Annotated in this window: 19 protein-coding genes; 15 read left to right on the forward strand and 4 right to left on the reverse strand. The window is 55.0% G+C overall.

Going from position 1 to position 22,040, the window contains the following annotated elements; genetic code table 11:
* The first annotated feature begins 254 nt into the window (after positions 1 to 254).
* The 4 genes from OUO13_RS05605 to OUO13_RS05620 are packed head-to-tail and all read left to right on the forward strand — an operon-like array spanning position 255 to position 3,257.
* Positions 255 to 902, forward strand: coding sequence for a TetR/AcrR family transcriptional regulator (locus tag OUO13_RS05605; protein WP_283172869.1), 648 nt, complete (start codon positions 255 to 257; stop codon positions 900 to 902).
* A gap of 26 nt (positions 903 to 928) precedes the next feature.
* Complete coding sequence (locus OUO13_RS05610; RefSeq protein ID WP_283172870.1) at positions 929 to 1,453, forward strand: L,D-transpeptidase; 525 nt, start codon at positions 929 to 931, stop codon at positions 1,451 to 1,453.
* Positions 1,438 to 2,475, forward strand: a complete 1,038-nt coding sequence (gene nagZ / locus OUO13_RS05615) for a beta-N-acetylhexosaminidase (RefSeq protein ID WP_283172871.1) — start codon at positions 1,438 to 1,440, stop codon at positions 2,473 to 2,475. The genes OUO13_RS05610 and nagZ overlap by 16 nt, the downstream gene beginning before the upstream one ends.
* A 35-nt stretch (positions 2,476 to 2,510) precedes the next feature.
* Positions 2,511 to 3,257, forward strand: a complete 747-nt coding sequence (locus tag OUO13_RS05620) for an S-methyl-5'-thioinosine phosphorylase (protein WP_283172872.1) — start codon at positions 2,511 to 2,513, stop codon at positions 3,255 to 3,257.
* A gap of 413 nt (positions 3,258 to 3,670) precedes the next feature.
* Here OUO13_RS05620 and mfd read toward each other — a convergent pair whose 3' ends face one another.
* The 3 genes from mfd to OUO13_RS05635 all read right to left on the reverse strand — a co-directional run bounded on the left by mfd (position 3,671) and on the right by OUO13_RS05635 (position 8,442).
* A complete protein-coding gene (gene mfd, locus OUO13_RS05625) occupies positions 3,671 to 7,132 on the reverse strand; it encodes a transcription-repair coupling factor (RefSeq protein ID WP_283172873.1) in 3,462 nt (1,153 codons plus the stop codon).
* Between the two features lie 88 nt (positions 7,133 to 7,220).
* Complete coding sequence (locus OUO13_RS05630) at positions 7,221 to 8,261, reverse strand: LacI family DNA-binding transcriptional regulator (RefSeq protein WP_283172874.1); 1,041 nt, start codon at positions 8,259 to 8,261, stop codon at positions 7,221 to 7,223.
* The gene (locus OUO13_RS05635; RefSeq protein WP_283172875.1) at positions 8,221 to 8,442 is read right to left on the reverse strand and encodes a hypothetical protein; all 222 of its coding nucleotides are present in this window, start codon (positions 8,440 to 8,442) and stop codon (positions 8,221 to 8,223) included. The genes OUO13_RS05630 and OUO13_RS05635 overlap by 41 nt, the downstream gene beginning before the upstream one ends.
* Positions 8,443 to 8,453: 11 nt before the next feature.
* Here OUO13_RS05635 and OUO13_RS05640 point away from each other — a divergent pair, with 11 nt between their 5' ends.
* The 11 genes from OUO13_RS05640 to OUO13_RS05690 all read left to right on the forward strand — a co-directional run bounded on the left by OUO13_RS05640 (position 8,454) and on the right by OUO13_RS05690 (position 20,589).
* On the forward strand, positions 8,454 to 9,596 hold the full coding sequence (locus tag OUO13_RS05640; protein ID WP_283172876.1) for a Gfo/Idh/MocA family protein: 1,143 nt from the start codon (positions 8,454 to 8,456) through the stop codon (positions 9,594 to 9,596).
* Between the two features lie 670 nt (positions 9,597 to 10,266).
* The gene (locus OUO13_RS05645) at positions 10,267 to 11,712 is read left to right on the forward strand and encodes a glyceraldehyde-3-phosphate dehydrogenase (RefSeq protein WP_283172877.1); all 1,446 of its coding nucleotides are present in this window, start codon (positions 10,267 to 10,269) and stop codon (positions 11,710 to 11,712) included.
* Between the two features lie 345 nt (positions 11,713 to 12,057).
* Positions 12,058 to 13,392 (forward strand): Na(+)-translocating NADH-quinone reductase subunit A, encoded by a 1,335-nt coding sequence (locus OUO13_RS05650; RefSeq protein WP_283172878.1) that lies wholly within the window; start codon positions 12,058 to 12,060, stop codon positions 13,390 to 13,392.
* Between the two features lie 2 nt (positions 13,393 to 13,394).
* Complete coding sequence (locus OUO13_RS05655; RefSeq protein WP_283172879.1) at positions 13,395 to 14,609, forward strand: NADH:ubiquinone reductase (Na(+)-transporting) subunit B; 1,215 nt, start codon at positions 13,395 to 13,397, stop codon at positions 14,607 to 14,609.
* The gene (locus OUO13_RS05660) at positions 14,596 to 15,396 is read left to right on the forward strand and encodes a Na(+)-translocating NADH-quinone reductase subunit C (RefSeq protein ID WP_283172880.1); all 801 of its coding nucleotides are present in this window, start codon (positions 14,596 to 14,598) and stop codon (positions 15,394 to 15,396) included. The genes OUO13_RS05655 and OUO13_RS05660 overlap by 14 nt, the downstream gene beginning before the upstream one ends.
* A gap of 2 nt (positions 15,397 to 15,398) precedes the next feature.
* A complete protein-coding gene (locus OUO13_RS05665) occupies positions 15,399 to 16,064 on the forward strand; it encodes an NADH:ubiquinone reductase (Na(+)-transporting) subunit D (protein WP_346429337.1) in 666 nt (221 codons plus the stop codon).
* Positions 16,064 to 16,678 carry an NADH:ubiquinone reductase (Na(+)-transporting) subunit E gene (gene nqrE, locus OUO13_RS05670; protein WP_283172881.1) on the forward strand — a complete coding sequence of 205 codons (615 nt, stop codon included), beginning with the start codon at positions 16,064 to 16,066 and terminating at the stop codon, positions 16,676 to 16,678. Before OUO13_RS05665 ends, nqrE begins: the two co-directional genes overlap by 1 nt.
* 12 nt (positions 16,679 to 16,690) lie before the next feature.
* A complete protein-coding gene (nqrF, locus tag OUO13_RS05675) occupies positions 16,691 to 17,914 on the forward strand; it encodes an NADH:ubiquinone reductase (Na(+)-transporting) subunit F (protein WP_283172882.1) in 1,224 nt (407 codons plus the stop codon).
* 322 nt (positions 17,915 to 18,236) lie between these two features.
* Positions 18,237 to 19,388, forward strand: a complete 1,152-nt coding sequence (locus OUO13_RS05680; RefSeq protein ID WP_283172883.1) for a fatty acid desaturase — start codon at positions 18,237 to 18,239, stop codon at positions 19,386 to 19,388.
* A gap of 106 nt (positions 19,389 to 19,494) precedes the next feature.
* The gene (locus OUO13_RS05685; protein WP_283172884.1) at positions 19,495 to 20,166 is read left to right on the forward strand and encodes an SDR family oxidoreductase; all 672 of its coding nucleotides are present in this window, start codon (positions 19,495 to 19,497) and stop codon (positions 20,164 to 20,166) included.
* A 30-nt stretch (positions 20,167 to 20,196) separates the two neighbouring features.
* Complete coding sequence (locus OUO13_RS05690) at positions 20,197 to 20,589, forward strand: hypothetical protein (protein ID WP_283172885.1); 393 nt, start codon at positions 20,197 to 20,199, stop codon at positions 20,587 to 20,589.
* 95 nt (positions 20,590 to 20,684) lie between these two features.
* On the opposite strand, the gene OUO13_RS05695 is transcribed toward OUO13_RS05690, so the two are convergent.
* Positions 20,685 to 21,953 (reverse strand): saccharopine dehydrogenase family protein, encoded by a 1,269-nt coding sequence (locus OUO13_RS05695; RefSeq protein ID WP_283172886.1) that lies wholly within the window; start codon positions 21,951 to 21,953, stop codon positions 20,685 to 20,687.
* Positions 21,954 to 22,040: the final 87 nt, after the last annotated feature.

A 22,040-nucleotide genomic window follows, 5' to 3' on the forward strand; every position in this document is an offset into this window, starting at 1 on the left:
ACAGTATGTGTAAATATATACAGTAAAAAACACTGTGTAAACCCTCAGTGGTTGGTGCTGGTCGTAGGGCGTTGGGCAATTGCGTCGTATTCTGTCGCATTGCCCGGATTCGTACGCAGGTGTTCAGCTCCGTGTTTGGCAGCTGTCACCGGGATGAGGATATTTGCTTTTAAATGAATGACTTGCCTGACAATTACTTGCCAGTAACTGGTTTGAAACGTATGTTTGAAACAAACAATCGGCAGGTCCGGGATATGGCTCAGAAAGATACGGCGAAAAGTATTCTCAATGCAGCGGAGGAGTTGTTCTCCGAACGCGGTTTCGCAGAAACCTCGCTGCGTAACATTACCACCCGTGCCGGTGTTAACCTGGCGGCGGTCAATTATCACTTTGGCTCCAAGAAAGAACTGATTCAGGCGGTGTTTGCCCGTTTCCTGACGCCATTCTGCGTGGACCTGGAGCAAGTCCTGAAAGCCTATGAAGAGGGCTTGCAGGAACGTACTCCGCAATTGCCTGAACTGCTGGAATTGTTGGCCGCTACCGCGTTGAAAGCGGGTAAGGGTAATCCGCGTCGTATTGGTATATTTATGCGTTTGCTGGGGTTGGCATACGCTCAGAGCCAGGGACACCTGCGCCGTTTCCTGCGTCAGGAATACGGAACCCTGTTTGGCCAGTACATGAATCTGGTGACATTGGCATCTCCGGAACTGACCGCCGAAGAACGCTTCTGGCGAATTCACTTTATGCTGGGTGCAACGGTGTTTACCTTGTCGGGTGTTGAATCCCTGACCGCCATGGCCGAACATGATCTCGGCCAGACCACCGACACCGCCGGTGTTATGTCTCGTCTGGTTCCTTTCCTGTCGGCCGGTTTTGCCGCGCCGCATCAGGCCGATTCCTGATTCCCTGAGAGTGGGTTTATTTGCACATGGATGAGTCTGTTTTGCCTCTGGTTGAGGTGTCGCTCGACGACCAGCAGCTGCGTCTGAGTACGGCAGATGCCTGTTTCCTGTTTCCGGTGTCTACGGCTGCCAATGGTCCTGGAGAGCGTGAGGGCAGTGGTTGTACTCCGCGTGGTTGGCATCGGGTAGCCGCTCGCATTGGTGATGGGTTACCGGTTAATTCCGTGCTGGTTGGCCGTCGTCCAACCGGTGAGGTCTACAGCGAGCAGCTGGCCCGTGATTTTCCGACCCGCGACTGGATCCTGACCCGCATTCTGTGGCTGCAAGGCATGGAAGTCGGGCGTAATCGCCTCGGCAATCTCGACAGTATGCGTCGTTATATCTATATCCACGGCACCCCGGATACTGAGCCTATGGGGGTTCCGGCGTCTCATGGTTGTATCCGGATGCGTAATGAGGACCTGCTGACCCTGTTCGAACGGGTGCCCGCTGGTGCCCGTGTCTGGATTCAGCAACACAGTTTTTCGAGGATTCCATGTCGCAATCTCTGACTCTGGCCAATATCGGCGCGGTGGGCGTAATCGCCGATCTTGAAGGTACGGTTTTGTCCGATACCGATCGCCAGATTCTGTCTGCTCCGGCGTTGTCAGGACTGATCCTGTTTGCCCGCAACTATGAATCCCCAAGCCAGCTTTGCGAGCTGGTGGCGTCAGTGCGGGCAATTCGTGCGGATCTGCCGTTTTTTGTGGATCAGGAAGGTGGCCGGGTTCAGCGTTTCCGCGAAGGGTTCAGTCGTCTGCCGACTATGCTGACCCTTGGCCATGCTTACGATCAAAACCCGACGGCTACATTGGCGCATGCCCGCCAGCTGGGCTGGCTGATGGCCAGCGAGTTGCAGCAGTGTGGTGTGGATGTCAGTTTTGCTCCGGTTCTGGATGTTGAACGCGGGTTGTCCAAAGTGATTGGCAATCGTGCATTTGCAATGGACCCGGCACGGGTGACCCTGCTGGCGGGTGCTTTTATTGATGGTATGGCGGACGCGGGTATGGCTGCGGTGGGGAAACATTTTCCTGGCCATGGTGCGGTGGAAGCGGACTCTCATCATGAGCTGCCGGTGGATGCGCGTTCGCTTGAACAACTGCGTTACGACATGCGTCCGTTTGTGCACCTGATCAGCCACGGCAAGTTGGGTGGCATCATGCCGTCACATGTGTTGTATCCGGCGCTGGACCCGCTGCGAACGGCTGGTTTTTCGTCGCGCTGGCTCGATTTTCTGCGCAGCCAGCTGGGATTCGGTGGTGTGATTTTCAGTGACGATCTGAGTATGGAAGGCGCGGCGGCTGCCGGTGGTTATGCTGAACGCGCTGAGCAGGCCATGGCGGCTGGTTGTAATGCGCTGGTGGTGTGTAACCGTCCGCAGGGTGCAATGGCGGTGCTGGCGGCGACTGCGCAGCAATTGCAAAATGGCCGACCATTACTGGATTTGTCGGCGTGGCGTAATCATACGGCTGTTGATGCCAGCCAGCTGCAGAGTGTTCGCTCTGAGCTGAGTGCTGCCGGTTTGCTGGGCTGATTGGCCCTGAATAGAAGTTTGATAGAGGAATTCTGATGCAACGTATCGCCATCATTGGTGGAACCGGATTAACCCGTCTGAGTGGCCCGGAGGTCATTCAGGAACATTGGCTGGAAACGCCACTGGGCAAACCATCCGGAGCCATTCAGGAAGGCCGTTGGGAAGGTTGTGAGGTGTTGTTTCTGGCCCGTCACGGGCATCCTCACGCGGTGCCGCCGCACCGGGTAAATTATCGCGCTAACTTGCTGGCCCTCAAGGAGTTGGGGGCGGATGCCATTCTGGCGGTGAACGCCGTCGGCGGTATTCATCCATTGATGGGGGCGGGGGCGCTGGTGGTGCCCGATCAGATTGTTGACCTGACCCATGGTCGGGATAACACCTTTTTTGATGGTGACTACCTGCCGTTGGATCACATTGATTTCACCGAGCCGTTTGATGCCGGATTGCGTCAGCAGCTGTTAAAAGCCGGACGCGATTGCGGCTTTGCTGTCCATGATCGTGCTGTGGTGGCCGTGACTCAGGGCCCGCGTCTGGAAACGGCGGCGGAGATTAATTATCTGGAGCGTATCGGTTGTGATCTGGTAGGTATGACCAGCATGCCGGAAGCAGCGCTGGCGCGTGAGCTGGGTATTCCTTATGCCAGTCTGGCACTGGTGGTCAACCCGGCGGCGGGTCGTAGCGACAGCCTGATTACCATGGATGATATTCGCGCGGTGCTGGATCAGGGTATGGACAAGGTGCGGGATATGCTGGCGCGGGTGTTGGTGAACCGCAGCAACTGATACGCCGTGAGGCTGGTTGCATAACAGAAAAGCCCGCCAAATGGCGGGCTTTTCTGATTGGCACTGTTTCGTCTTGTTCTCGTGTCGGATGGCTGCACGGCTTGTTAATTGGCACAGCAGTTTGCCCTCTTTGGGGACCTTGTCCCCCGGCCGGGCGGGCCTCCCCCTGCTTTTGCCCGACTGGGCTCGTTTATCCGGTATTCACCGACAACGGCTGTTCGACCCCGACCCGATGGCACGTCCCTGTACCAACGGGTCTGGCGGGGCATCCATGCCCCGGCCGGGTCGGCCGTTGCGGTGAATCCCGGCTCGCCCAGATGGGCATGTTGCAGCCAGCTGCGCTGGGCTAATCCGCTATCTTTGCTTTGGGTTTTCAGTGCCGCGAAACCACGTTGGTCGTGCGGCAACCTCCGTTACAGCTCTTTCTGCAGCTCGGTCAGTATCTGCTCAATAGTGTTAAAGCGCCGTTCGATCGTGTCCATCTTGAAGAAAAAGCGCAGGGTGTGGCCACCTTCAAGTTTGTAACTGGCGGATTTGCTCTGCACCAGTCGCACCAGGGTGAACGGATTGATGGTGGTGTGGGCGCCAAACTCGATACGACCATGTTCCGGCCCGGCGTCGAGTTTGCGGATTCCGAGTGGATTCAGGCGCAGTTTCAGGGAGGTCTGACGGAACAGGTTACGGGTCGGCTCTGGTAACAAACCGAAGCGATCAATCATCTCCACCTGCAGTTCATGCAGGTCGTCATCGCTCTGGCAGTTGGCCATACGTTTGTAGAGCGTCAGGCGGGTGTTAACGTCGGGCAGGTAGTCGGACGGAATCAGTGCCGCCAGGTGCAGGTTGACTTCAGCACCGGCATCCGGGCTGAGATCGTCCGATGGCATCTTGCCAGAACGCATGGCTTTGACTGCCTGTTCCAGCATTTCCATATACAGACTGAGACCGATGCTTTCGATCTGGCCGCTCTGTTCTTCACCGAGTAATTCACCGGCACCACGGATTTCCAGGTCGTGGGTGGCCAGCATAAAACCGGCACCCAGATCCTGCGCCGAAGCGATGGCTTCGAGACGTTTTTCGGCGTCTTTGGTCAGGGTCTTCGGCGGTGGTGTTAACAGATAGGCGTAGGCCTGGTGGTGCGAACGGCCAACCCGGCCGCGCAGCTGGTGCAGCTGCGCCAGACCAAATTTGTCGGCGCGCTCGATAATAATGGTGTTGGCGGACGGAATGTCGATACCGGTTTCAATGATGGTGGTACAGACCAGTACGTTAAAACGCTTGTGGTAGAAATCACTCATCACGGTTTCGAGTTCGCGCTCGGACATCTGGCCGTGGGCGTGTACCACACGGGCTTCCGGCAACAGCTCATCGAGGTCGCGGGCGACTTTTTCGATGGTTTTGACTTCGTTGTGCAGGTAATACACCTGACCACCACGGAGAATCTCACGCAGAATCGATTCCTTGATGGTGGCTTCGTCGTACTGGCGCACGAAGGTTTTGACGCTCAGACGGCGCGCTGGTGGGGTGGCGATAATCGACAGGTCGCGAATGCTGGCCATTGCCATGTTGAGCGTACGCGGAATAGGCGTGGCGGTGAGGGTCAGAATGTCGACCTCCGCACGCAGTGCCTTGATACGTTCTTTCTGTTGCACACCAAAGCGGTGTTCTTCGTCGATGATCAGCAAGCCCAGATGTTCGAACTTCACATCTTTCTGCAGCAGCTTGTGGGTGCCTACAACAATATCGGTTTTGCCTTCGAGCATGCTGTCGAGGGCTTTCTGGGTGTCCTTGGCGGATTTGAAGCGCGACAGCACATCGACTTTTACCGGCCATTCGGCAAAGCGGTCGGCGAAGTTCTGGTAGTGCTGCTGAGCCAGCAAGGTGGTGGGCACCAGTACTGCGACCTGTTTGCCACTCTGTACGGCCATAAAGGCTGCGCGCATGGCCACTTCGGTTTTACCGAAACCGACGTCACCACACACCAGTCGGTCCATCGGACGTGGTGAACACATATCGTTGATAACGGCGTCGATGGCCGCTTGCTGATCCGGGGTTTCCTCGTAAGGGAAGCCGGCCGCAAAACGTTCGTATTCTTCGTCCGGACCGGCAAATGCATAACCCTTGCGAGCCTCGCGGCGGGCGTAGATTTCCAGCAACTCGGCGGCGGTATCACGGATTTTCTCGGCGGCCTTGCGTTTGGCCTGCGCCCATTTTTCGGTGCCGAGTTTGTTGATTGGCACTTCGCCGTCAACAGCACCGCCATAGCGCGAAATCAGGTGCAGCGACGATACCGGCACATAAAGCTTGCTGTTGCCCTGATATTCCAGCACCAGAAATTCGTTGACCTGGCCACCAGCGTCGAGTGCCTGCAGGCCCTGGTACAGACCAATACCATGATCAAGGTGAACCACGGGTGAGCCGGGTTGCAGCTCGGACAGGTCGCGAATCACCATGTCGGCATCGACTTTCTGGCGTGCGCGACGACGGCTCTGGCGAATACGCTGGCCGTACAGCTCGTTTTCGGTCACCAGGCTGATGGCGGTCTCGCCATTAATGGTGAAGCCGTTGTTCAGTGGTGCAACCGTCAGCGCCAGGGTCTGGTCGCCATCGACAAACTCTTCCCAGCTGCCAATCTCACGGGCGACGACACGAATACGGCCGAGCATTTCTTTTAATGCTTCACGGCGACCGGCGGATTCGGCGCAGAACAGCACACGCTGACGGGTCTGGCCCGACAACCAGGTTTGCAGGCGCTGCAGTGGTTGTTCCAGGCGGGCATCCACACTGAGGTCGGGCAGGGTAGCGCTGTCAAAACGGGTGGCGCCAGCACGGTCCGGCATCGGATTCTGATCATCGTGCCACTGGATACGCGGGTACTGGTTCAGCTGGGTAAACAGCTGTTCGGTAGCCATAAACAGCGCGGCTGGAGGCAAAATCGGGCGGGTGCGGTCGTAACGACGGCTTTCATAACGTTGTTCCAGTTCGGTGCGGAACTGGCCAATGGCGGCGTCGACACCGGCGCTGTGCACAATCAGGCTGTTGGCTGGCAGGTGGTCAAACAGGTTGCCCAGATCTTCAGCAAAAAACAGCGGCAGATAATATTCGATACCGGCAGGGGCAATGCCCTGGGTGATGTCCATGTAAACCGGACAGTCATTCGGATTGTGCTCGAAAAAATCAAACCAGCGGGCCTTGAACAGGCGCACGCTGGCGGTGTTCAGGGGGAATTCCCGCGCTGGCAAAATGCGGATTTCCTTGACCTTGTCGAGGGTGCGCTGGCTTTCCGGGTCGAAGGTACGCAGAGATTCGATTTCATCAATCACCAGCTCAATCCGGAATGGCTGTTCAGCCCCCATCGGATAGATGTCGATGATGGACCCGCGTACCGCGAATTCACCGTGTTCATAGACCGTATCGACACAACGGTAACCGGCGGCTTCCAGCTGTTTGCGGCTGTTGTCGAGGTTAAATGTCTGGCCGACATCCAGTGAGAAACTCTGGCCCTGATAGAAACTGGCTGGTGGCAGGCGCTGCAGCAGGGTGGCAATCGGAATAATCAGAATGCCCTGTTGCACATCCTGCAGGCGGGTCAGGGTGGCAATACGCTGGGAGATAATGTCCTGATGGGGCGAGAACACGTCATACGGCAGCGTTTCCCAGTCTGGAAATAGCAGGATGTCGAGTTCGCTGGCAAAAAAGCGGATTTCTTCTTCCAGTTGCTGGGCGCTGCTGGAGTCGGCGGTAATGACCAGGGTCAGGCCTTTGTGCTCGCGGGCGGCGCTACTGATGGCGAGTGCCAGGGCAGAGCCGTGCAGATTTCCCCAGAAGCGGCGTTCGGCCGCCCGGGAGGGCAGTTCGGGGCGGATTGGGCTGGTCATGAATTCTCCGTGAATAGGCGGTCGATGCCGTCGGTCGCCAGTGTAATCAATTGCGGGCGCGGGTGCACAGTCTGCACCGGTAGCGCGCTCAGGTCGGGCAATTTTCGCGCAGGTATACCGTGATCTCCGGTTTGATTCCCAGTGGTCGTTCACCTTCGCGAGCAAAATGGCGGGCGAGGGTGGCCAACGCACTCAAGGCTTCTTTCTCCGGGTTCTGGTCGATCACGGCGTCGATCACGCCATCCTGTAACAGCTGACGGCGTTCCGGGGTCAGTTCGTGGCTGATCACAATCGGTTTGTGGTTGAACCGCTGTTCGTGAAGTGCCAATACCCGCGCAATCGACTGGTCACCGGTCGACAGATTATAGACCCCGGCCAATTGTGGTTGCTGACGCAGGGCGTCGGCCAGAAGCTGGCCAGCCTGTTGCGGGTTTTCCCGGGTTTCGACCAGCGCCTGCATATAACAGTGGGGATAACGGCTGGCCAGCAAGGCGCGGAACCCCTGTTCGCGCTGCCCCTGACTGACATAACTCTGCATCCCGGAAATCACCAGAATCGGGCCGCCTTGCGGGCCAATAAAGCGTCCCATCAGTTCGGCGGCGGTACGTCCAGCGGCGAGGTTGTCGATGCCGATATAGGCCAGCTTGTTGGTTAAGGGCAGATCGGACGACAACACTACCAGCGGGATGCGACTGGCGATGTCGTCCATGGTGCGCACCAGCACGGGTTCGTTCGGCAGGGCCACAATCATGGCGTCATGCTGACGGGCAATTCGACTGGCAAGTATGCTGACCTCCTCAATGGTGCGCTCACTGACTCCCTGATTGCCTTCGTAATAATGAAGGCTGATCTGGATGTTGGCGGTCTGATACAGGCTGCGTGCGTAGCGGAAGCTTTTCTGCAGGGCATCGTAGAAGGGATTGGATGGATGCTGCATCAACACCGCAAAACGCAGGATTTTGCCGGGGTTGCGTTGCAAGTCACGGTCAGCGCCGAGCTTGCGGGCCTGTTCCAGCACCCGGCGTTCTTTTTCGATACTGACTCCGCCACGGCGGTTTAACACCCGGTCAACGGTGGCCGTGCTGACGTTAGCCGCTTTGGCGATATCTTCGATGCTGATTCTGGCCATCTGCTGCTCCTGCTGCGATTGATGGAAAACCATCAAAAATCCGATGTTCTGATTGAATTGTCTCCCGTTTAATGAACGCCAGCCAGTCGTCATTCACACGCAGCGGAGTCGGCCCCTGCTGAATTGCCTGACTGCTGTCTCGTTGCAACAACCATTTCTTTCCAACAAAAATAAAGAACATCGAGGATTACCATGGCGGAAAACATTCAATCCCGTCCTGAAATTGGCGTCGGCGTTATTGGTGCCGGTTATATGGGCAAGGCTTACAGCATTGCTTTCAACGCGGTGAATGCGACCTTCCCGCTGACCGCCAATGCGCGGTTGGAAATGCTGGCAACCATGGAACATGAGGATGCTGAAGGGCGCGCCCGTAGTTGGGGCTACAAACGTGCGACCCGTAACTGGCGCGAACTGATTGAAGATCCTGCGGTTGATGTGGTGGCCGTTTGTACTCCGACCTTTATGCACCAGGAAATGGCGATGGCCGCTATTCGTGCTGGCAAACATGTGATTTGTGAAAAGCCGATTGCGCTGGATGCGGCGTCTGCTCGTGCGATGGCCGACGCTGCTGAGGCCGCCGGGGTGGTGAATCTGGTGGGTTATAACTATGCCCGCAATCCGGCGGCGCAGCTGGCGCGTCAGATGATTCAGGCTGGCGAGCTTGGCGATATCGTCAGCTTTCGTGGTACTCACGTTGAGGATTTTCTGGCCGACCCGCAAGCCGGTATCAGCTGGCGTCAGCAAAAGGACTTTTCCAGCCGTGCCGGTGCGTTAGGGGATCTGGCATCCCATATTGTGAACCTCGCGCATTACCTCTGTGGTCCGATCAGCCGGGTAGTGGGGGATCGTCAGGTGGTGCATGCCCAGCGTCCGGATGCCAATGGCAATCTGCTGCCGGTTGAAAACGATGATCAGGCGTCTTTCCTGATGCGGTTTGCCAATGGTGCGATGGGTTCTATTGAAGCCAGTCGGGTAGCGCTGGGGCGCAAGATGGGGCTGACGTTCGAAGTTACCGGTACCCGTGGCAGTCTGTATTTCACTCAGGAACGTATGGCGGAATTGCAGTTTTACAGTGGTTCGGATGATCCGGCCCGCAGTGGTTTCCGCACCATCCTGATTGGCCCGCAGCATCCGGATTATGGCCATTTCTGTCTGGGTGACGGTCATGGCATCGGCTTTAACGATATGGTGACCATCGAGATGCGTGACCTGCTGGAAGCCATCAGTGCTGGTCGTCCGCTGTGGTCGACCTTCCGCGACGCTTGCCACACCGCCGATGTAGTGGAAGCGGTGCTGCGTTCTTGCGATAGCGGCCACTGGCAGACGCTCGAATAACCCCTGAAGTTACGATTCGCAAGTTGATGGTTTCTGAAATCGGGAGATATGTCCGCCCCTCTTTTCGTCAATAATCATGATTTTTCAAAAATCGTGGCTCACTCTTTTGTCTTGCCAAAATGCTTTTGGGGTCAACCCGACCCCTTTTTTATAGAAAAAATGTCAGCTTATTCCGACCTGCGGCAATATTTTTTGCAGAATAAATACCGATCTGAGGGGGGAGATTAGGCTTGGAAAAGGTCATTTTTCCGTTAAGTTTCCAAAATTTGTTGGTTAACCAATTAAAATGTCATGGATTGCTGATACTGCCTTGCAGGGTTCCAAGACGGTTTTTGATGGTTGCTTTGGAACGTATCCAGTTGCCTGCTTTTATAATAATCCCGTCAGTAATTGGTGCGCTTTGGCCCGCTAATTCTGGCTTGAAAGGCTCATGGTTGCTGGTTTTGTTTCGATTCGAAAGTGCTCTGCTCTGACAAAATCGCTGGGATGTAGTAGAAAATTGAGATGCGATTGGTAACGCTGGTGGAATGAAAGTTTTTCTGTTTTGTGGTCTTTTCTACGTAGATTTCCTACCAAAAAGGTTGATTTTTCCGCCGATTGTGATCGGCGCCGCGCCCGTGCATAATTCGCCCCGATCAAGCCTATGAACACTTGAATGGAAGGTGTACCTGTGACCCAAGATATGCGTGATTCCTGCCTGCAGGACTGGAGCGACCGCGAAGCCGTTGCTGAATCCATGCTGCCACTCGTTGGTAGTCTGTTTCGCAAGAACAACGTGATTACCTCTCTGTATGGTCGAGCCATCATCAATCGCTCTGTGATTGATATCATGAAAGCCCACCGCTTTGTCCGTCATATGGAAAAGCAGGAATTGACCGTTCACGATACATTCCCGGTACTGAAGGCTTTGACCGAGCTGGACGTTAACAGCATCCATGTGGATATTGGCCGTCTGGCTGTGAAATACCGCAAGGAAGGCAATGGCATGGACGTTAAAGAGTTCGTTGCTGCCGAACTGGGGGATGCCATTGGCCAAAACCCTGTTGATAGCGAAAGCCGTGACATTGTGCTGTACGGTTTTGGCCGTATCGGTCGTTTGCTGGCTCGCATCCTGATCGAAAAAGCCGGTGCTGGCCGTGGTCTGCGCCTGCGTGCGATTGTGGTTCGTCGTGGTAAAGGTGACGACCTTGTGAAGCGTGCCAGCCTGCTGCGTCGTGACTCGGTCCATGGCACTTTCCGTGGCAGTCTGACTATTGATGAAGAAAATGAAGCGCTGATCGCCAACGGCAACTACATCAAGATCATTTACGCCAGCAACCCGGCTGAAATCGATTATACCGCTTACGGCATCAACAATGCTCTGGTGATCGACAACACTGGTGTCTGGCGTGATCAGGCTGGCCTGAGCCAGCACCTGAATGCCAAGGGCGTTTCCCGTGTGCTGCTGACTGCTCCTGGCAAAGGCGACATCAAGAACATCGTTTACGGTATCAACCACTCTGATGTTGCAGCTGAAGACACCATTCTGTCTGCTGCTTCCTGTACTACCAACGCCATCACTCCGGTTCTGAAAGTGATGCACGACCAGTACAACATCATCAGCGGTCACGTTGAGACTGTTCACTCTTACACCAACGACCAGAATCTGATCGACAACTACCACAGTGGTGATCGTCGTGGCCGTTCTGCTCCGCTGAACATGGTTATCACCGAAACTGGTGCTGCCAAAGCGGTTGCCAAGGCTCTGCCAGCACTGAAAGGCAAGCTGACCGGTAACGCTATTCGCGTTCCAACTCCTAACGTATCCATGGCAATCCTGTCTCTGAACCTGAGCAAGGAAGTGACTGTGGAAGAAGTGAACGATTACCTGCGTGATGTTTCCCTGAACACTGAACTGCACCGTCAGATCGACTGGGTAAACAGCCCTGAAGTGGTATCTACCGACTTCGTTGGCAACAGCCATGCCGGTATCGTGGACGCCAAGGCCACTATCGTTAACGGTTCTCACGTTAACCTGTACGTATGGTACGACAACGAATACGGTTACAGCCGTCAGGTTGTTCGTATTGCTCATCAGCTGTGCGGCGTTGAATACCCGATGTTCCCACGCGCCTGATGTGATTGACCGGAACCCTGTTCCGGTCAGTTGTGCCCGCTACGGCGGGCACAATCTTCTTCCCCGTATGGTCCGCCCTTGTTCTTTTCCGCTTTCTGAACCACTCAGAACTTTTATTCCGTTTTTGGTATGACCTGTAGCCGGTTGGTCGCTAGATTATTCGGCCCCTCATCTTTATACTACCCGCCGATTTTTAACTTAGTAAACTTAGCAAACGAGTCTCCAAGTACTTGTTTCCCCATATAAATGTCCAATGGGGAGTAGGTTCCATCTCGAGAGGAACCGAATTTCGGGCGTTTTGACGGGGTTTCGGTACTCTGGAAACCATGTGATTAGGCGAGGCATATGATCAAAATTAAAAAAGGTCTCGACTTACCCATCACTGGAGCTCCTGAGCAAACCATTACGTCGGGCCAGTCTGTAACGCAGGTTGCAGTGCTTGGTGCTGATTACGTCGGAATGAAACCGACAATGGCTGTTCGGGAAGGTGACCGGGTAAAGAAGGGGCAGGTCTTATTCACCGACAAAAAAACCGAGGGTGTCCAGTACACCGCACCAGGGGCAGGGGTTGTCAAAGCGGTTAACCGTGGCGATCGTCGCAAGTTCCTTTCTGTGGTGATCGAACTGGATGGCAACGAGGAAGTGGAATTCGCCAAATACGGTGCATCCCAACTGGCTTCCCTGTCTGCCGACGACGTACAGGCCAACCTGATCAACTCAGGTCTGTGGACTGCACTGCGTACCCGTCCATATTCAAAGGTTCCGGCACCGGGTTCCCGCCCGTCTGCAATCTTTGTGAACGCAATGGATACCAATCCTCTGGCTGCCAATCCGGAACTGGTTATTCGCGAGCAGGCTGATGCGTTCAAAAATGGTCTGACCGTTCTGAAAAAGCTGACCGAAGGCAAACTGTTTGTCTGCAAGGCAGCTGGCGCCAACATTCCATCCGCTGGTGTAGAGACCACTGAAGAGTTTGCAGGTGTTCACCCTGCAGGTCTGGCTGGTACTCACATCCACTTCCTGCATCCTGTCAGTGCTACCCGCACCGTCTGGACCATTGGTTACCAGGATGTGATTGCGGTGGGCCTGCTGTTTACCACTGGCAAACTGAGCAGCGAGCGTGTGATTTCTCTTGCTGGTCCTCAGGCCAAGCAGCCTCGTCTGGTTCGTACCCTGGTGGGTGCTGATCTGACTCAGCTGACTGCTGGCGAACTGAAGTCTGGCGAAAACCGTGTGGTAGCCGGTTCTGTGTTCGGTGGTCGCACTGCGACGGGTGCCGAAGCATTCCTGGGTCGTTTCCACAATCAGGTAACCGTACTGGAAGAAGGCCGTGATCGCCCATTCCTGCACTACCTGGTAGCTGGCAGCAATCGCTTCTCCGTGATGCCGATTTATCTGTCACGCTTCATGAATAAAACCTTCTCCTTCACTACCTCTACCAACGGTAGTGAGCGTGCCATGGTACCGGTTGGTACTTATGAGCGCGTGATGCCACTGGATATCCTGCCAACTCATCTGCTGCGTGCACTGATTGTTGAAGACCTGGAATCCGCTGTGGCGCTGGGAGCGCTGGAACTGGACGAAGAAGACCTGGCCCTGAGCAGCTTTGTTTGCCCTGGCAAGTACGAATACGGTCCAATCCTGCGTAAGAATCTCACTCGAATCGAGGCGGAGGGTTAATCATGGGTCTGCGTAGTACTCTCGATAATCTTGCCCCGCTGTTCGAAAAGGGTGGCAAGTACGAAAAGATGTATCCTCTGTATGAGGCTGTTGACACCGGTCTGTATTCTCCACCGAATGTCACCAATAACACTGCACACGTTCGTGACGGCATCGACCTGAAGCGCATCATGATCACCGTGTGGCTGTGTACTTTCCCGGCCATGTTCTTTGGTATGTACAACATCGGTCTGCAGGCGAACGAAGCCATCGCAGCCGGTCACGGTACTGTACTGGAAGGCTGGCGTGAGTTCCTGATCGCCCTGCTGGGTGGTTCAGGTCATAGCGCTGCCAGCATCTGGGACAACTTTGTATTTGGTGCTGCTTACTTCCTGCCAGTTTACGCGGTGACGTTCATCGTGGGTGGTTTCTGGGAAGTGCTGTTTGCTACTGTGCGTCGTCACGAAGTAAACGAAGGTTTCTTCGTTACCTCCGTGCTGTTCGCGCTGACTCTGCCTCCTACCATCCCGCTGTGGCAGGTTGCTCTGGGTATTTCCTTCGGTGTTGTTATCGGTAAGGAAGTATTCGGCGGTACTGGCAAAAACTTCCTGAACCCGGCTCTGGCTGGTCGTGCATTCCTGTTCTTCGCTTACCCGGCTTCCATGTCTGGTAACGCGGTATGGACTGCTGCTGACGGCTTCACCGGTGCGACTGCTCTGGGCAGTGCTGCTGAAGGTGGCGTGGCCAAGATCATCGAAAACGGTGTGACCTGGTCTGATGCATTCTTCGGTACCATCCAGGGTTCCATGGGTGAAACCAGTACTCTGGCGATCCTGATTGGTGGTGTGGTGCTGATGGCCATGAACATTGCTGCCTGGCGCATCGTTGTCGGCGTGATGATCGGTATGGTTGCTTTCTCTACTCTGCTGAACGTTGTTGGTTCCGATACCAACCCTATGTTTGCTCTGCCTTGGTACTGGCACCTGGTTCTGGGTGGTTTTGCCTTCGGTATGATCTTCATGGCTACTGACCCTGTGTCTGCTTCCATGACCAACAAGGGTAAATGGTACTTCGGCGGTCTGATCGGCTTCATGGTGGTGATGATTCGTGTGGTTAACCCTGCTTTCCCTGAAGGCATGATGCTGGCCATTCTGTTCGCCAACCTGTTTGCTCCTCTGATCGACCACTTCGTGGTACAGGCAAACATCAAGCGGAGGATTGCCCGTGTCAGCAAATAACGACAGCATTCAAAAGACCCTGACGGTCGCTATCCTGCTGTGTCTGATCTGTGCGGTATTCGTTGCTGGTGCTGCTGTAGGTCTGCGCAAGGAACAGGCCGAGAACAAGGCTAACGACAAGCGTGCTGCAGTTCTGCAGGCGGCTGGTCTGTATGAAGCCGGCAAGCCGGTAGCAGCCCAGTTCGATGCCAAGATCAAGACCCGTATCGTAAACCTGGCTGAAGGTCGCTTTGCCAACGATGACGAGCTGGCGGAAATCCGTGCAGCTGGTCTGAACGTTGACAACTTCGACCAGAAGAAATCTTCCAAGATCCCGGCAGTTTCTCGTGAACTGTCTGGCGAGGAAGACAAGGCCAGCATCAAGCGTCTGGAAAAGTTCGCAGCCGTATTTATCGTGGGTGATGGCGACAAGATCGAGAAGATCATTCTGCCAGTTCACGGTTACGGTCTGTGGTCTACCCTGTATGGTTTCCTGGCACTGCAAGGTGACATGAACACTGTTGTTGGTCTGGGCTTCTACTCTCACGCCGAAACCCCTGGTCTGGGTGGTGAAGTAGACAATCCGAAGTGGAAATCACTGTGGGTTGGCAAGCACATTTTCAACGACAAGGGCGACGTGGCTCTGACTGTTGTGAAGGGCGGTGCAGCAGAAGGCAACCTGAACCAGGTTGACGGTCTGTCTGGTGCAACCCTGACCAGCCGTGGTGTTAACAACCTGGTTCAATTCTGGGTTGGCAACCTGGGCTTCGGCAAACTGATTGATAACCTGAAAGCGCAGGGGGCATAACCATGTCTGAAATCAAGAAAGTTCTGACCGAACCCTTGTTCGGCAAAAACCCGATCGCTGTACAGATTCTGGGTATCTGTTCTGCGCTGGCGGTAACCACCAGCCTGAAAGTAACCCTGGTAATGTGTATCGCCCTGACTCTGGTAACCGCGTGTTCCAGTGCTGGTATTGCGCTGATCCGTAACCACATTCCAAACAGCATTCGTATCATCGTGCAGATGATCATTATTGCGTCGCTGGTAATTGTGGTTGACCAGATCCTGAAGGCTTATGCATACGACGTCAGCAAACAGCTGTCTGTATTCGTAGGTCTGATCATTACCAACTGTATCGTAATGGGTCGTGCAGAAGCGTTCGCCATGAAAAATGGCCCGGTTCTGAGCTTCTTCGACGGTATTGGTAACGGTCTGGGCTACTCCCTGATGCTGATCTCCGTAGGTACTGTTCGTGAGCTGTTTGGCTCCGGCAAGCTGCTGGGCTTCGAAATCCTGCCACTGGTAAAAGACGGTGGCTGGTACGTGCCTAACGGTCTGCTGCTGCTGCCACCATCTGCTTTCTTCATCATCGCACTGTTCATCTGGGCTCTGCGTACCTGGAAGAAAGAACTGGTTGAGCACCACGAGTTCAAAATCCTGCCTAACACTGAAAAGTCTGGAGGTCATCACTAATGGAACACTATATCAGTCTGTTCGTGAGATCCGTGTTCCTTGAGAACATGGCGCTCTCGTTCTTCCTGGGGATGTGTACCTTTATGGCGATCTCCAAAAAAATCCAGACCGCTATCGGTCTGGGTGTTGCGGTTGTGGTGGTACTGGCGATCTGTACCCCGATCAACAACCTGATCTACGGCCTGCTGCTGAAAGAAGGCGCCATGACCTGGGCGTCTCCTGAAATGGCTTCTGTTGACCTGAGCTTCCTGGGTCTGCTGACCTACATCGGCGTTATTGCCGCTGTGGTGCAGATCATGGAGATGGTTCTGGACAAGTATGTGCCGGCTCTTTACAACGCCCTGGGCGTGTTCCTGCCACTGATCACCGTAAACTGCGCCATCATGGGTGCGGTACTGTTCATGGTAGAGCGCGACTACAACTTCGCAGAAAGTGCGGTGTTTGGCGTTGGTTCCGGTCTGGGTTGGGCTCTGGCGATCACTGCTCTGGCCGGTATTCGTGAAAAGCTGAAGTACAGTGATGTTCCAAAAGGCTTGCAAGGTCTGGGCATCACCATGATGACCGTGGGCCTGATGTCCCTGGGCTTCATGTCCTTCTCTGGCGTATCACTGTAAGGAGACAGGATTTTGGATATCGAAATTATCCTGGGCGTCGTGATGTTCACCGTGATTGTACTGTCACTGGTGTTCATCATTCTGGGCGCTCGTGCCAAGCTGGTCAGCTCCGGCACTGTGAAAATTCTCATTAACCATGAGAAGACCATTGAAACCGAAGCCGGTGGCAAGCTGCTGCAAACCCTGGCTGCCAATAACATCTTCCTGTCCTCCGCTTGTGGCGGCGGCGGTACCTGTGCCCAGTGCAAGTGTGTGGTCAGCAGTGGTGGTGGCGAAATGCTGCCAACTGAAGAAGCTCACTTCACCAAAGGTCAGGCCCGTGAAGGCTGGCGTCTGTCTTGCCAGACTCCTGTGAAGCAGGACATGGTGATTGAAGTTCCGGAAGAAGTATTCGGCGTGAAGAAGTGGGAGACCACTGTGGTTTCCAACCCGAACATGGCGACCTTCATCAAGGAACTGACTCTGGCTCTGCCAGAAGGCGAAAGCGTGGACTTCCGTGCCGGTGGTTACGTTCAGCTGGAATGTCCTCCGTATGAAATCAATTACTCTGATTTCGACATTCAGCCTGAATACCGTGGTGACTGGGAGCGTTTTGGTTTCTTCAACCTGAAAGCGGTTAACACTGAAACCACTATCCGTGCTTACTCCATGGCCAACTACCCAGAAGAACGTGGTCTGGTGAAGTTCAATATCCGTATTGCAACTCCACCACCAGGCTCTCAGGGTATTCCACCAGGCATCATGTCTTCCTACGTCTTCAACCTGAAGCCGGGCGACAAGGTGACTGTATATGGTCCATTTGGTGAGTTCTTCGCACGTGATACCGACGCCGAAATGGTGTTCATCGGTGGTGGTGCGGGTATGGCTCCAATGCGTTCCCACATCTTCGACCAGCTGAAGCGTCTGAAGTCCAAGCGCAAGATCAGCTTCTGGTACGGTGCGCGTTCCCTGCGTGAACTCTTCTATAAGGAAGAGTACGACCAACTGGCCGCTGAGAACGAAAACTTCACCTGGCACGTGGCGATGTCTGACCCACAACCAGAAGACAACTGGACTGGCCTGACCGGCTTCATCCACAACGTGTTGTACGAACAGTACCTGCGTGACCACCCGGCACCAGAAGACTGTGAGTTCTACATGTGTGGACCTCCGATCATGAACAAGTCTGTGATCAACATGCTGCTGAGCCTGGGTGTTGAGCCTGAGAACATCATGCTCGACGACTTCGGTGGCTGATTGGCACCGCTCGACCGGCCCTCGGGTCGGTCAGCACAAAAAACCGCTTCTTCGGAAGCGGTTTTTTTTCGTCTGTAGAAAAGTTCTGATCAGCCAATCGCACGACGGATATACGCATCAAATATCCTGATGCCGGGCTTAAGGGCCGAGATTTTGGCTGTTATCGGGAAGTGTCCGGTGGTGAGGTGTTAACAAGGTCGGATGAGTCAGCATAAGGAGTTCCGGCTTCCACTGAAGGCGCATGTCGAACTGCCGGATTGTGGTTTAGTATCAAATGACTGGCTGGTTGAATTGGCAACTACCGCAGAGATAACAAGAATATATGAGCACGAACACACCCACTCCAAAACCACCCATTTTGTGGATTCCGACCGGCATGTTTATCGTCACCACCCTTGGAGCCGCCACTCTGGTGCCCTGGTACGGGCTGACCTACGGTTATCAGACTTCGGCATGGGTATCCTGGCTGGTGATCACCTGGCTGACCGGTATGGCGATTACCGGCGGTTATCATCGGTTGTGGTCACACAACGCCTACGAAGCGCATTGGCTGTTGCGCGTCTGGTATGCCTTGTGGGGAGGGGCTGCATTGCAGAACACCATTCTGGAGTGGGCGTCGGGTCATCGTAAGCATCATCGTCACGTTGATGATGAAGAGCATGACCCGTATTCCGCTCGCAAGGGCCTGTGGTTTTCCCATATCGGCTGGATGCTGCGTGAATACCCGGCCGGTGTGACCAACTATGCCAACGTTCAGAACCTGACCAAAGATCCGATTGTGATGTGGCAAGAGCGGCATTACGTGGCGATTGTGCTGGGCATGAACATCGGTGTGCCGCTGCTGTTGGGTCTGATCTTCGGTGATATCTGGGGGATGTTGTTGCTGGCCGGTTTGCTGCGCATAGTGGCGACTCACCATGTCACGTTTTTTATTAACTCGATTGCGCACAAATGGGGCAGTCAGCCCTACACCGATGAAAACACCGCCCGTGACAACGCCCTGTTTGCGTTTCTGACGCACGGTGAGGGTTATCACAACTATCACCATATCTTCCAGAGTGACTACCGCAACGGCGTACGCTGGTATCAGTGGGACCCGACCAAATGGTTTATCAAGGCCTGTTCCTGGGTGGGGTTGGCGTCCAATCTGAAGACCGTGTCAGACTTCCGTATCCAGCGCGCCCGGGTGCAAATGCAGTTCAAGCGTGCGGAAGAAAAACTGGCTGCTCGCCAGCTGCAGGAAGACGAACATCGCAAGTGGCTGGAAGTGCTGGAGAAGGAATATGAGCAGTACAAGGCCATGCTCAATGACTGGACCAGCCTGCAAGGCGAACGCTACGAAAATACGCGCCAGAATCTGATCAGCAAGTGGGAAAGTGCTGCCATTCGAACCCGTTATCAGGCGCTGGAGTATTCCTTGCGGATGCAACAGAAGCGGATGCAATTGTTGTTAACCCAGTTGTCGCTGGCCTGATCAGACTGTTCCTGCCTGCCAGCTCCGCTTTGCGGGGCTGGCATTTGCACACCCGGTGTGTCCCCGTTAGTATGGCCCGCACTCACAACCCAGGTGGAGCGCTTGTATGGCCAATATCGTTATTACCGGAGCCAATCGTGGCATCGGTCTGGAACTTGCCCGTCTCTACAGCCAGCGCGGCGATACCGTGTTTGCCGTATGCCGGGAGTCATCGGATGAGCTGGACGAACTGGCCGACCAGATTATTTCCGGAATCGATGTCACTGATGCCGATGCCGTGAGTGGTCTGCAAACCATCCTGGCGGAGTTCCTTGATGGTCCGCTGGATGTGTTGATTAACAACGCCGGCATTTTCCTCAACGAAACTCTGGATGAGATGGACTTTGACCAGATCATGCGTCAGTTCGAGGTGAATGCGGTGGCTCCACTGCGTGTAACACATACGCTGTTACCCTTGATGCAGTCCGGTGGCAAGATCGCCAACGTGACCAGTCGTATGGGCTCCATGGCCGATAACGGTTCTGGCAAATACTACGGTTATCGTGCCTCCAAGGCAGCGCTGAATGCGTTTGGCAAAAGCCTGGCGCAAGACCTGCGTGAACGAGGCATTGCCGTCGCTCAGCTGCACCCCGGTTTTGTACAAACCCGCATGGTGAATTTTGCCGGTGATATTACCCCGGTGCAGGCCGCAACCGGTCTGGCTGCCCGTATTGATGAGCTGACGCTCGAAAATTCCGGTGGTTTCTGGCACAGCAATGGCCAGCAACTGCCCTGGTAAACCTATCCGTTTCAAAAACAGGACACACACATGGCAAATGCCCGTATTACCAAGAAATACCACACCCGTTTTCTGGCTGACTTCTTCGTTGAGTGCACTCACGATGCAGCCTGGGAAGCCAAACTGAAAGGCTTGGAGCTGGAAGGCAAACTGGATACCGCGGTGGAAGGTTTCCCGGAAGTGTTCGGTGACATGTACCCGGAAACTGACGGTATGAACCTGCACTACTGCATCGAACGTGTTGAGCTGGCGGCGATTCCACGTGCGGCTTCCTGCTGGTGGCCAATCAGTGCCGAAACTGAATTCTTTATGTGCTACCCGGCGGATTTCCCGCAGAGCGCGGTGTACATGGCAATCGACTTTGAAGACCACGACTGTGGTGATGATGCCTGTGACAACGAAGGTTGTGGCCACGCCCACTGAGTGTGATGGCAGCGTTGCCGGTTACCGGCAACGCTGATGTCAGACCGGGCAGTGATGGTTAACACCGGCTGCCCAGGTTTTGATTGAGCGTGTCCTTAACGAACAGGTCCGCCAATTTCCTCGAATTTGACTCCGGCATTCTGCTGCAGTCGTTCAATCAGACGCATATCGAATACCGAGGCAGGCGTCAGCCAACCGCTCATACTCTCGTCCTTTGTGCCATCAGCCAGATGGTAATCCTTCGCCAGACACACCGCCGCTTCACCAATCATACGCGCTGTTGCGCCATAACCCGGATCGCGGTCGGCTGCAACACGTACCCGAATTGCCGGTTCCCCGTTGTGATAACCGTAGAAGTGCATATCAAAAAAACCGTTTTCCTGTTGCAACTCGTCCGGGCCCTGACCGGGTTTTGGCAGTACAAAGCGCTGCATCAGCAGACGGGTTGGCTGCCAACGTAGCAGGCTGTAGAACAGCTTGCCACCCATGGTGATGGCATGGGTCGCCAAACCGGCAATCGGGCCGGAACGGGTCAGCACCGCTTCGTCATAACGGAAGTGACGGCCATAACGGCCATTGCGGAGGGCGTTGGAGCGGTGGACCACACGGCTGTTCACCGGTCCCATGATAAACGGCATGCTCCAGCGACCACTGGGGCGATGTTTGCGTACCAGACTGGCATCGGGCTGGGTGATGCGGAAACCATGGCCCGGTGGGCAGGCGGAGTAGGGATCGGCCATTTCCGCGGCGATTTCCGGATCGCGTTTCATATCGGTCAGCAGATTCAGCAGGCTGGCCACTGTGCCGCCTGAAAATCCACCCTTACCGGCGCTCAGGCGCATTTCAATCTGATCGCAGCTGTAACCAAAACGGCTGGATGCCTGATGTTGCAGGAACCACACCCCCATGTCGGATGGAATCGAATCAAATCCACAACTGTGGATCAGACGGGCACCGGTCTGCTGGGCGCGCTGGTGATAGCGGTCCTGCATCTGGCGAATCCAGTGGGGTTCGCCCGTGAGGTCAACATAGTCGATCCCGGCATCAGCACAGGCACGCACAAGGGGTTCACCATACAGGGCATATGGGCCCACAGCACTGATTACCACCCGGGTCTGGCGGCACAACACCAGCAACTGGTCGTAACGGCTGGCGTCGGCTTCAAGAATCGACAGGTCGGCCAGCTCGTGACCGTAACGGTCTTCCAGCTGAATACGCAACTGGCGCAGACGATGCGGGTTGCGGCCCGCAATGGCCCAGCGCAATTCACCACGATTGCCATATTGGCTGGCCAGATAACGACTGATGATGGTGCCCACAAACGAGGTGGCACCAAACAGGATGACATCAAACTGGGGAGACATGGACGATTCCTTCTGAAAGTCGATTTGCAGCCGCACCTGCAAGATGCGCAAGGGTACTGGCTGAAGCTCCGAAAAAAAAGCGCCTTG

Source organism: Parathalassolituus penaei (genome assembly GCF_026626885.1).
GTDB lineage: Bacteria > Pseudomonadota > Gammaproteobacteria > Pseudomonadales > Oceanobacteraceae > Oceanobacter > Oceanobacter penaei.

Bases quoted from the DNA above. Each gene is read 5' to 3' on its own strand.
- OUO13_RS05605 (WP_283172869.1), top strand. From the start codon at position 255: ATGGCTCAGAAAGATACGGCGAAAAGTATTCTCAATGCAGCGGAGGAG.
- OUO13_RS05610 (WP_283172870.1), top strand. From the start codon at position 929: ATGGATGAGTCTGTTTTGCCTCTGGTTGAGGTGTCGCTCGACGACCAG.
- nagZ (WP_283172871.1), top strand. From the start codon at position 1,438: ATGTCGCAATCTCTGACTCTGGCCAATATCGGCGCGGTGGGCGTAATC.
- OUO13_RS05620 (WP_283172872.1), top strand. From the start codon at position 2,511: ATGCAACGTATCGCCATCATTGGTGGAACCGGATTAACCCGTCTGAGT.
- mfd (WP_283172873.1), bottom strand. From the start codon at position 7,132: ATGACCAGCCCAATCCGCCCCGAACTGCCCTCCCGGGCGGCCGAACGC.
- OUO13_RS05630 (WP_283172874.1), bottom strand. From the start codon at position 8,261: ATGGCCAGAATCAGCATCGAAGATATCGCCAAAGCGGCTAACGTCAGC.
- OUO13_RS05635 (WP_283172875.1), bottom strand. From the start codon at position 8,442: ATGTTCTTTATTTTTGTTGGAAAGAAATGGTTGTTGCAACGAGACAGC.
- OUO13_RS05640 (WP_283172876.1), top strand. From the start codon at position 8,454: ATGGCGGAAAACATTCAATCCCGTCCTGAAATTGGCGTCGGCGTTATT.
- OUO13_RS05650 (WP_283172878.1), top strand. From the start codon at position 12,058: ATGATCAAAATTAAAAAAGGTCTCGACTTACCCATCACTGGAGCTCCT.
- OUO13_RS05655 (WP_283172879.1), top strand. From the start codon at position 13,395: ATGGGTCTGCGTAGTACTCTCGATAATCTTGCCCCGCTGTTCGAAAAG.
- OUO13_RS05665 (WP_346429337.1), top strand. From the start codon at position 15,399: ATGTCTGAAATCAAGAAAGTTCTGACCGAACCCTTGTTCGGCAAAAAC.
- nqrE (WP_283172881.1), top strand. From the start codon at position 16,064: ATGGAACACTATATCAGTCTGTTCGTGAGATCCGTGTTCCTTGAGAAC.
- OUO13_RS05680 (WP_283172883.1), top strand. From the start codon at position 18,237: ATGAGCACGAACACACCCACTCCAAAACCACCCATTTTGTGGATTCCG.
- OUO13_RS05685 (WP_283172884.1), top strand. From the start codon at position 19,495: ATGGCCAATATCGTTATTACCGGAGCCAATCGTGGCATCGGTCTGGAA.
- OUO13_RS05690 (WP_283172885.1), top strand. From the start codon at position 20,197: ATGGCAAATGCCCGTATTACCAAGAAATACCACACCCGTTTTCTGGCT.
- OUO13_RS05695 (WP_283172886.1), bottom strand. From the start codon at position 21,953: ATGTCTCCCCAGTTTGATGTCATCCTGTTTGGTGCCACCTCGTTTGTG.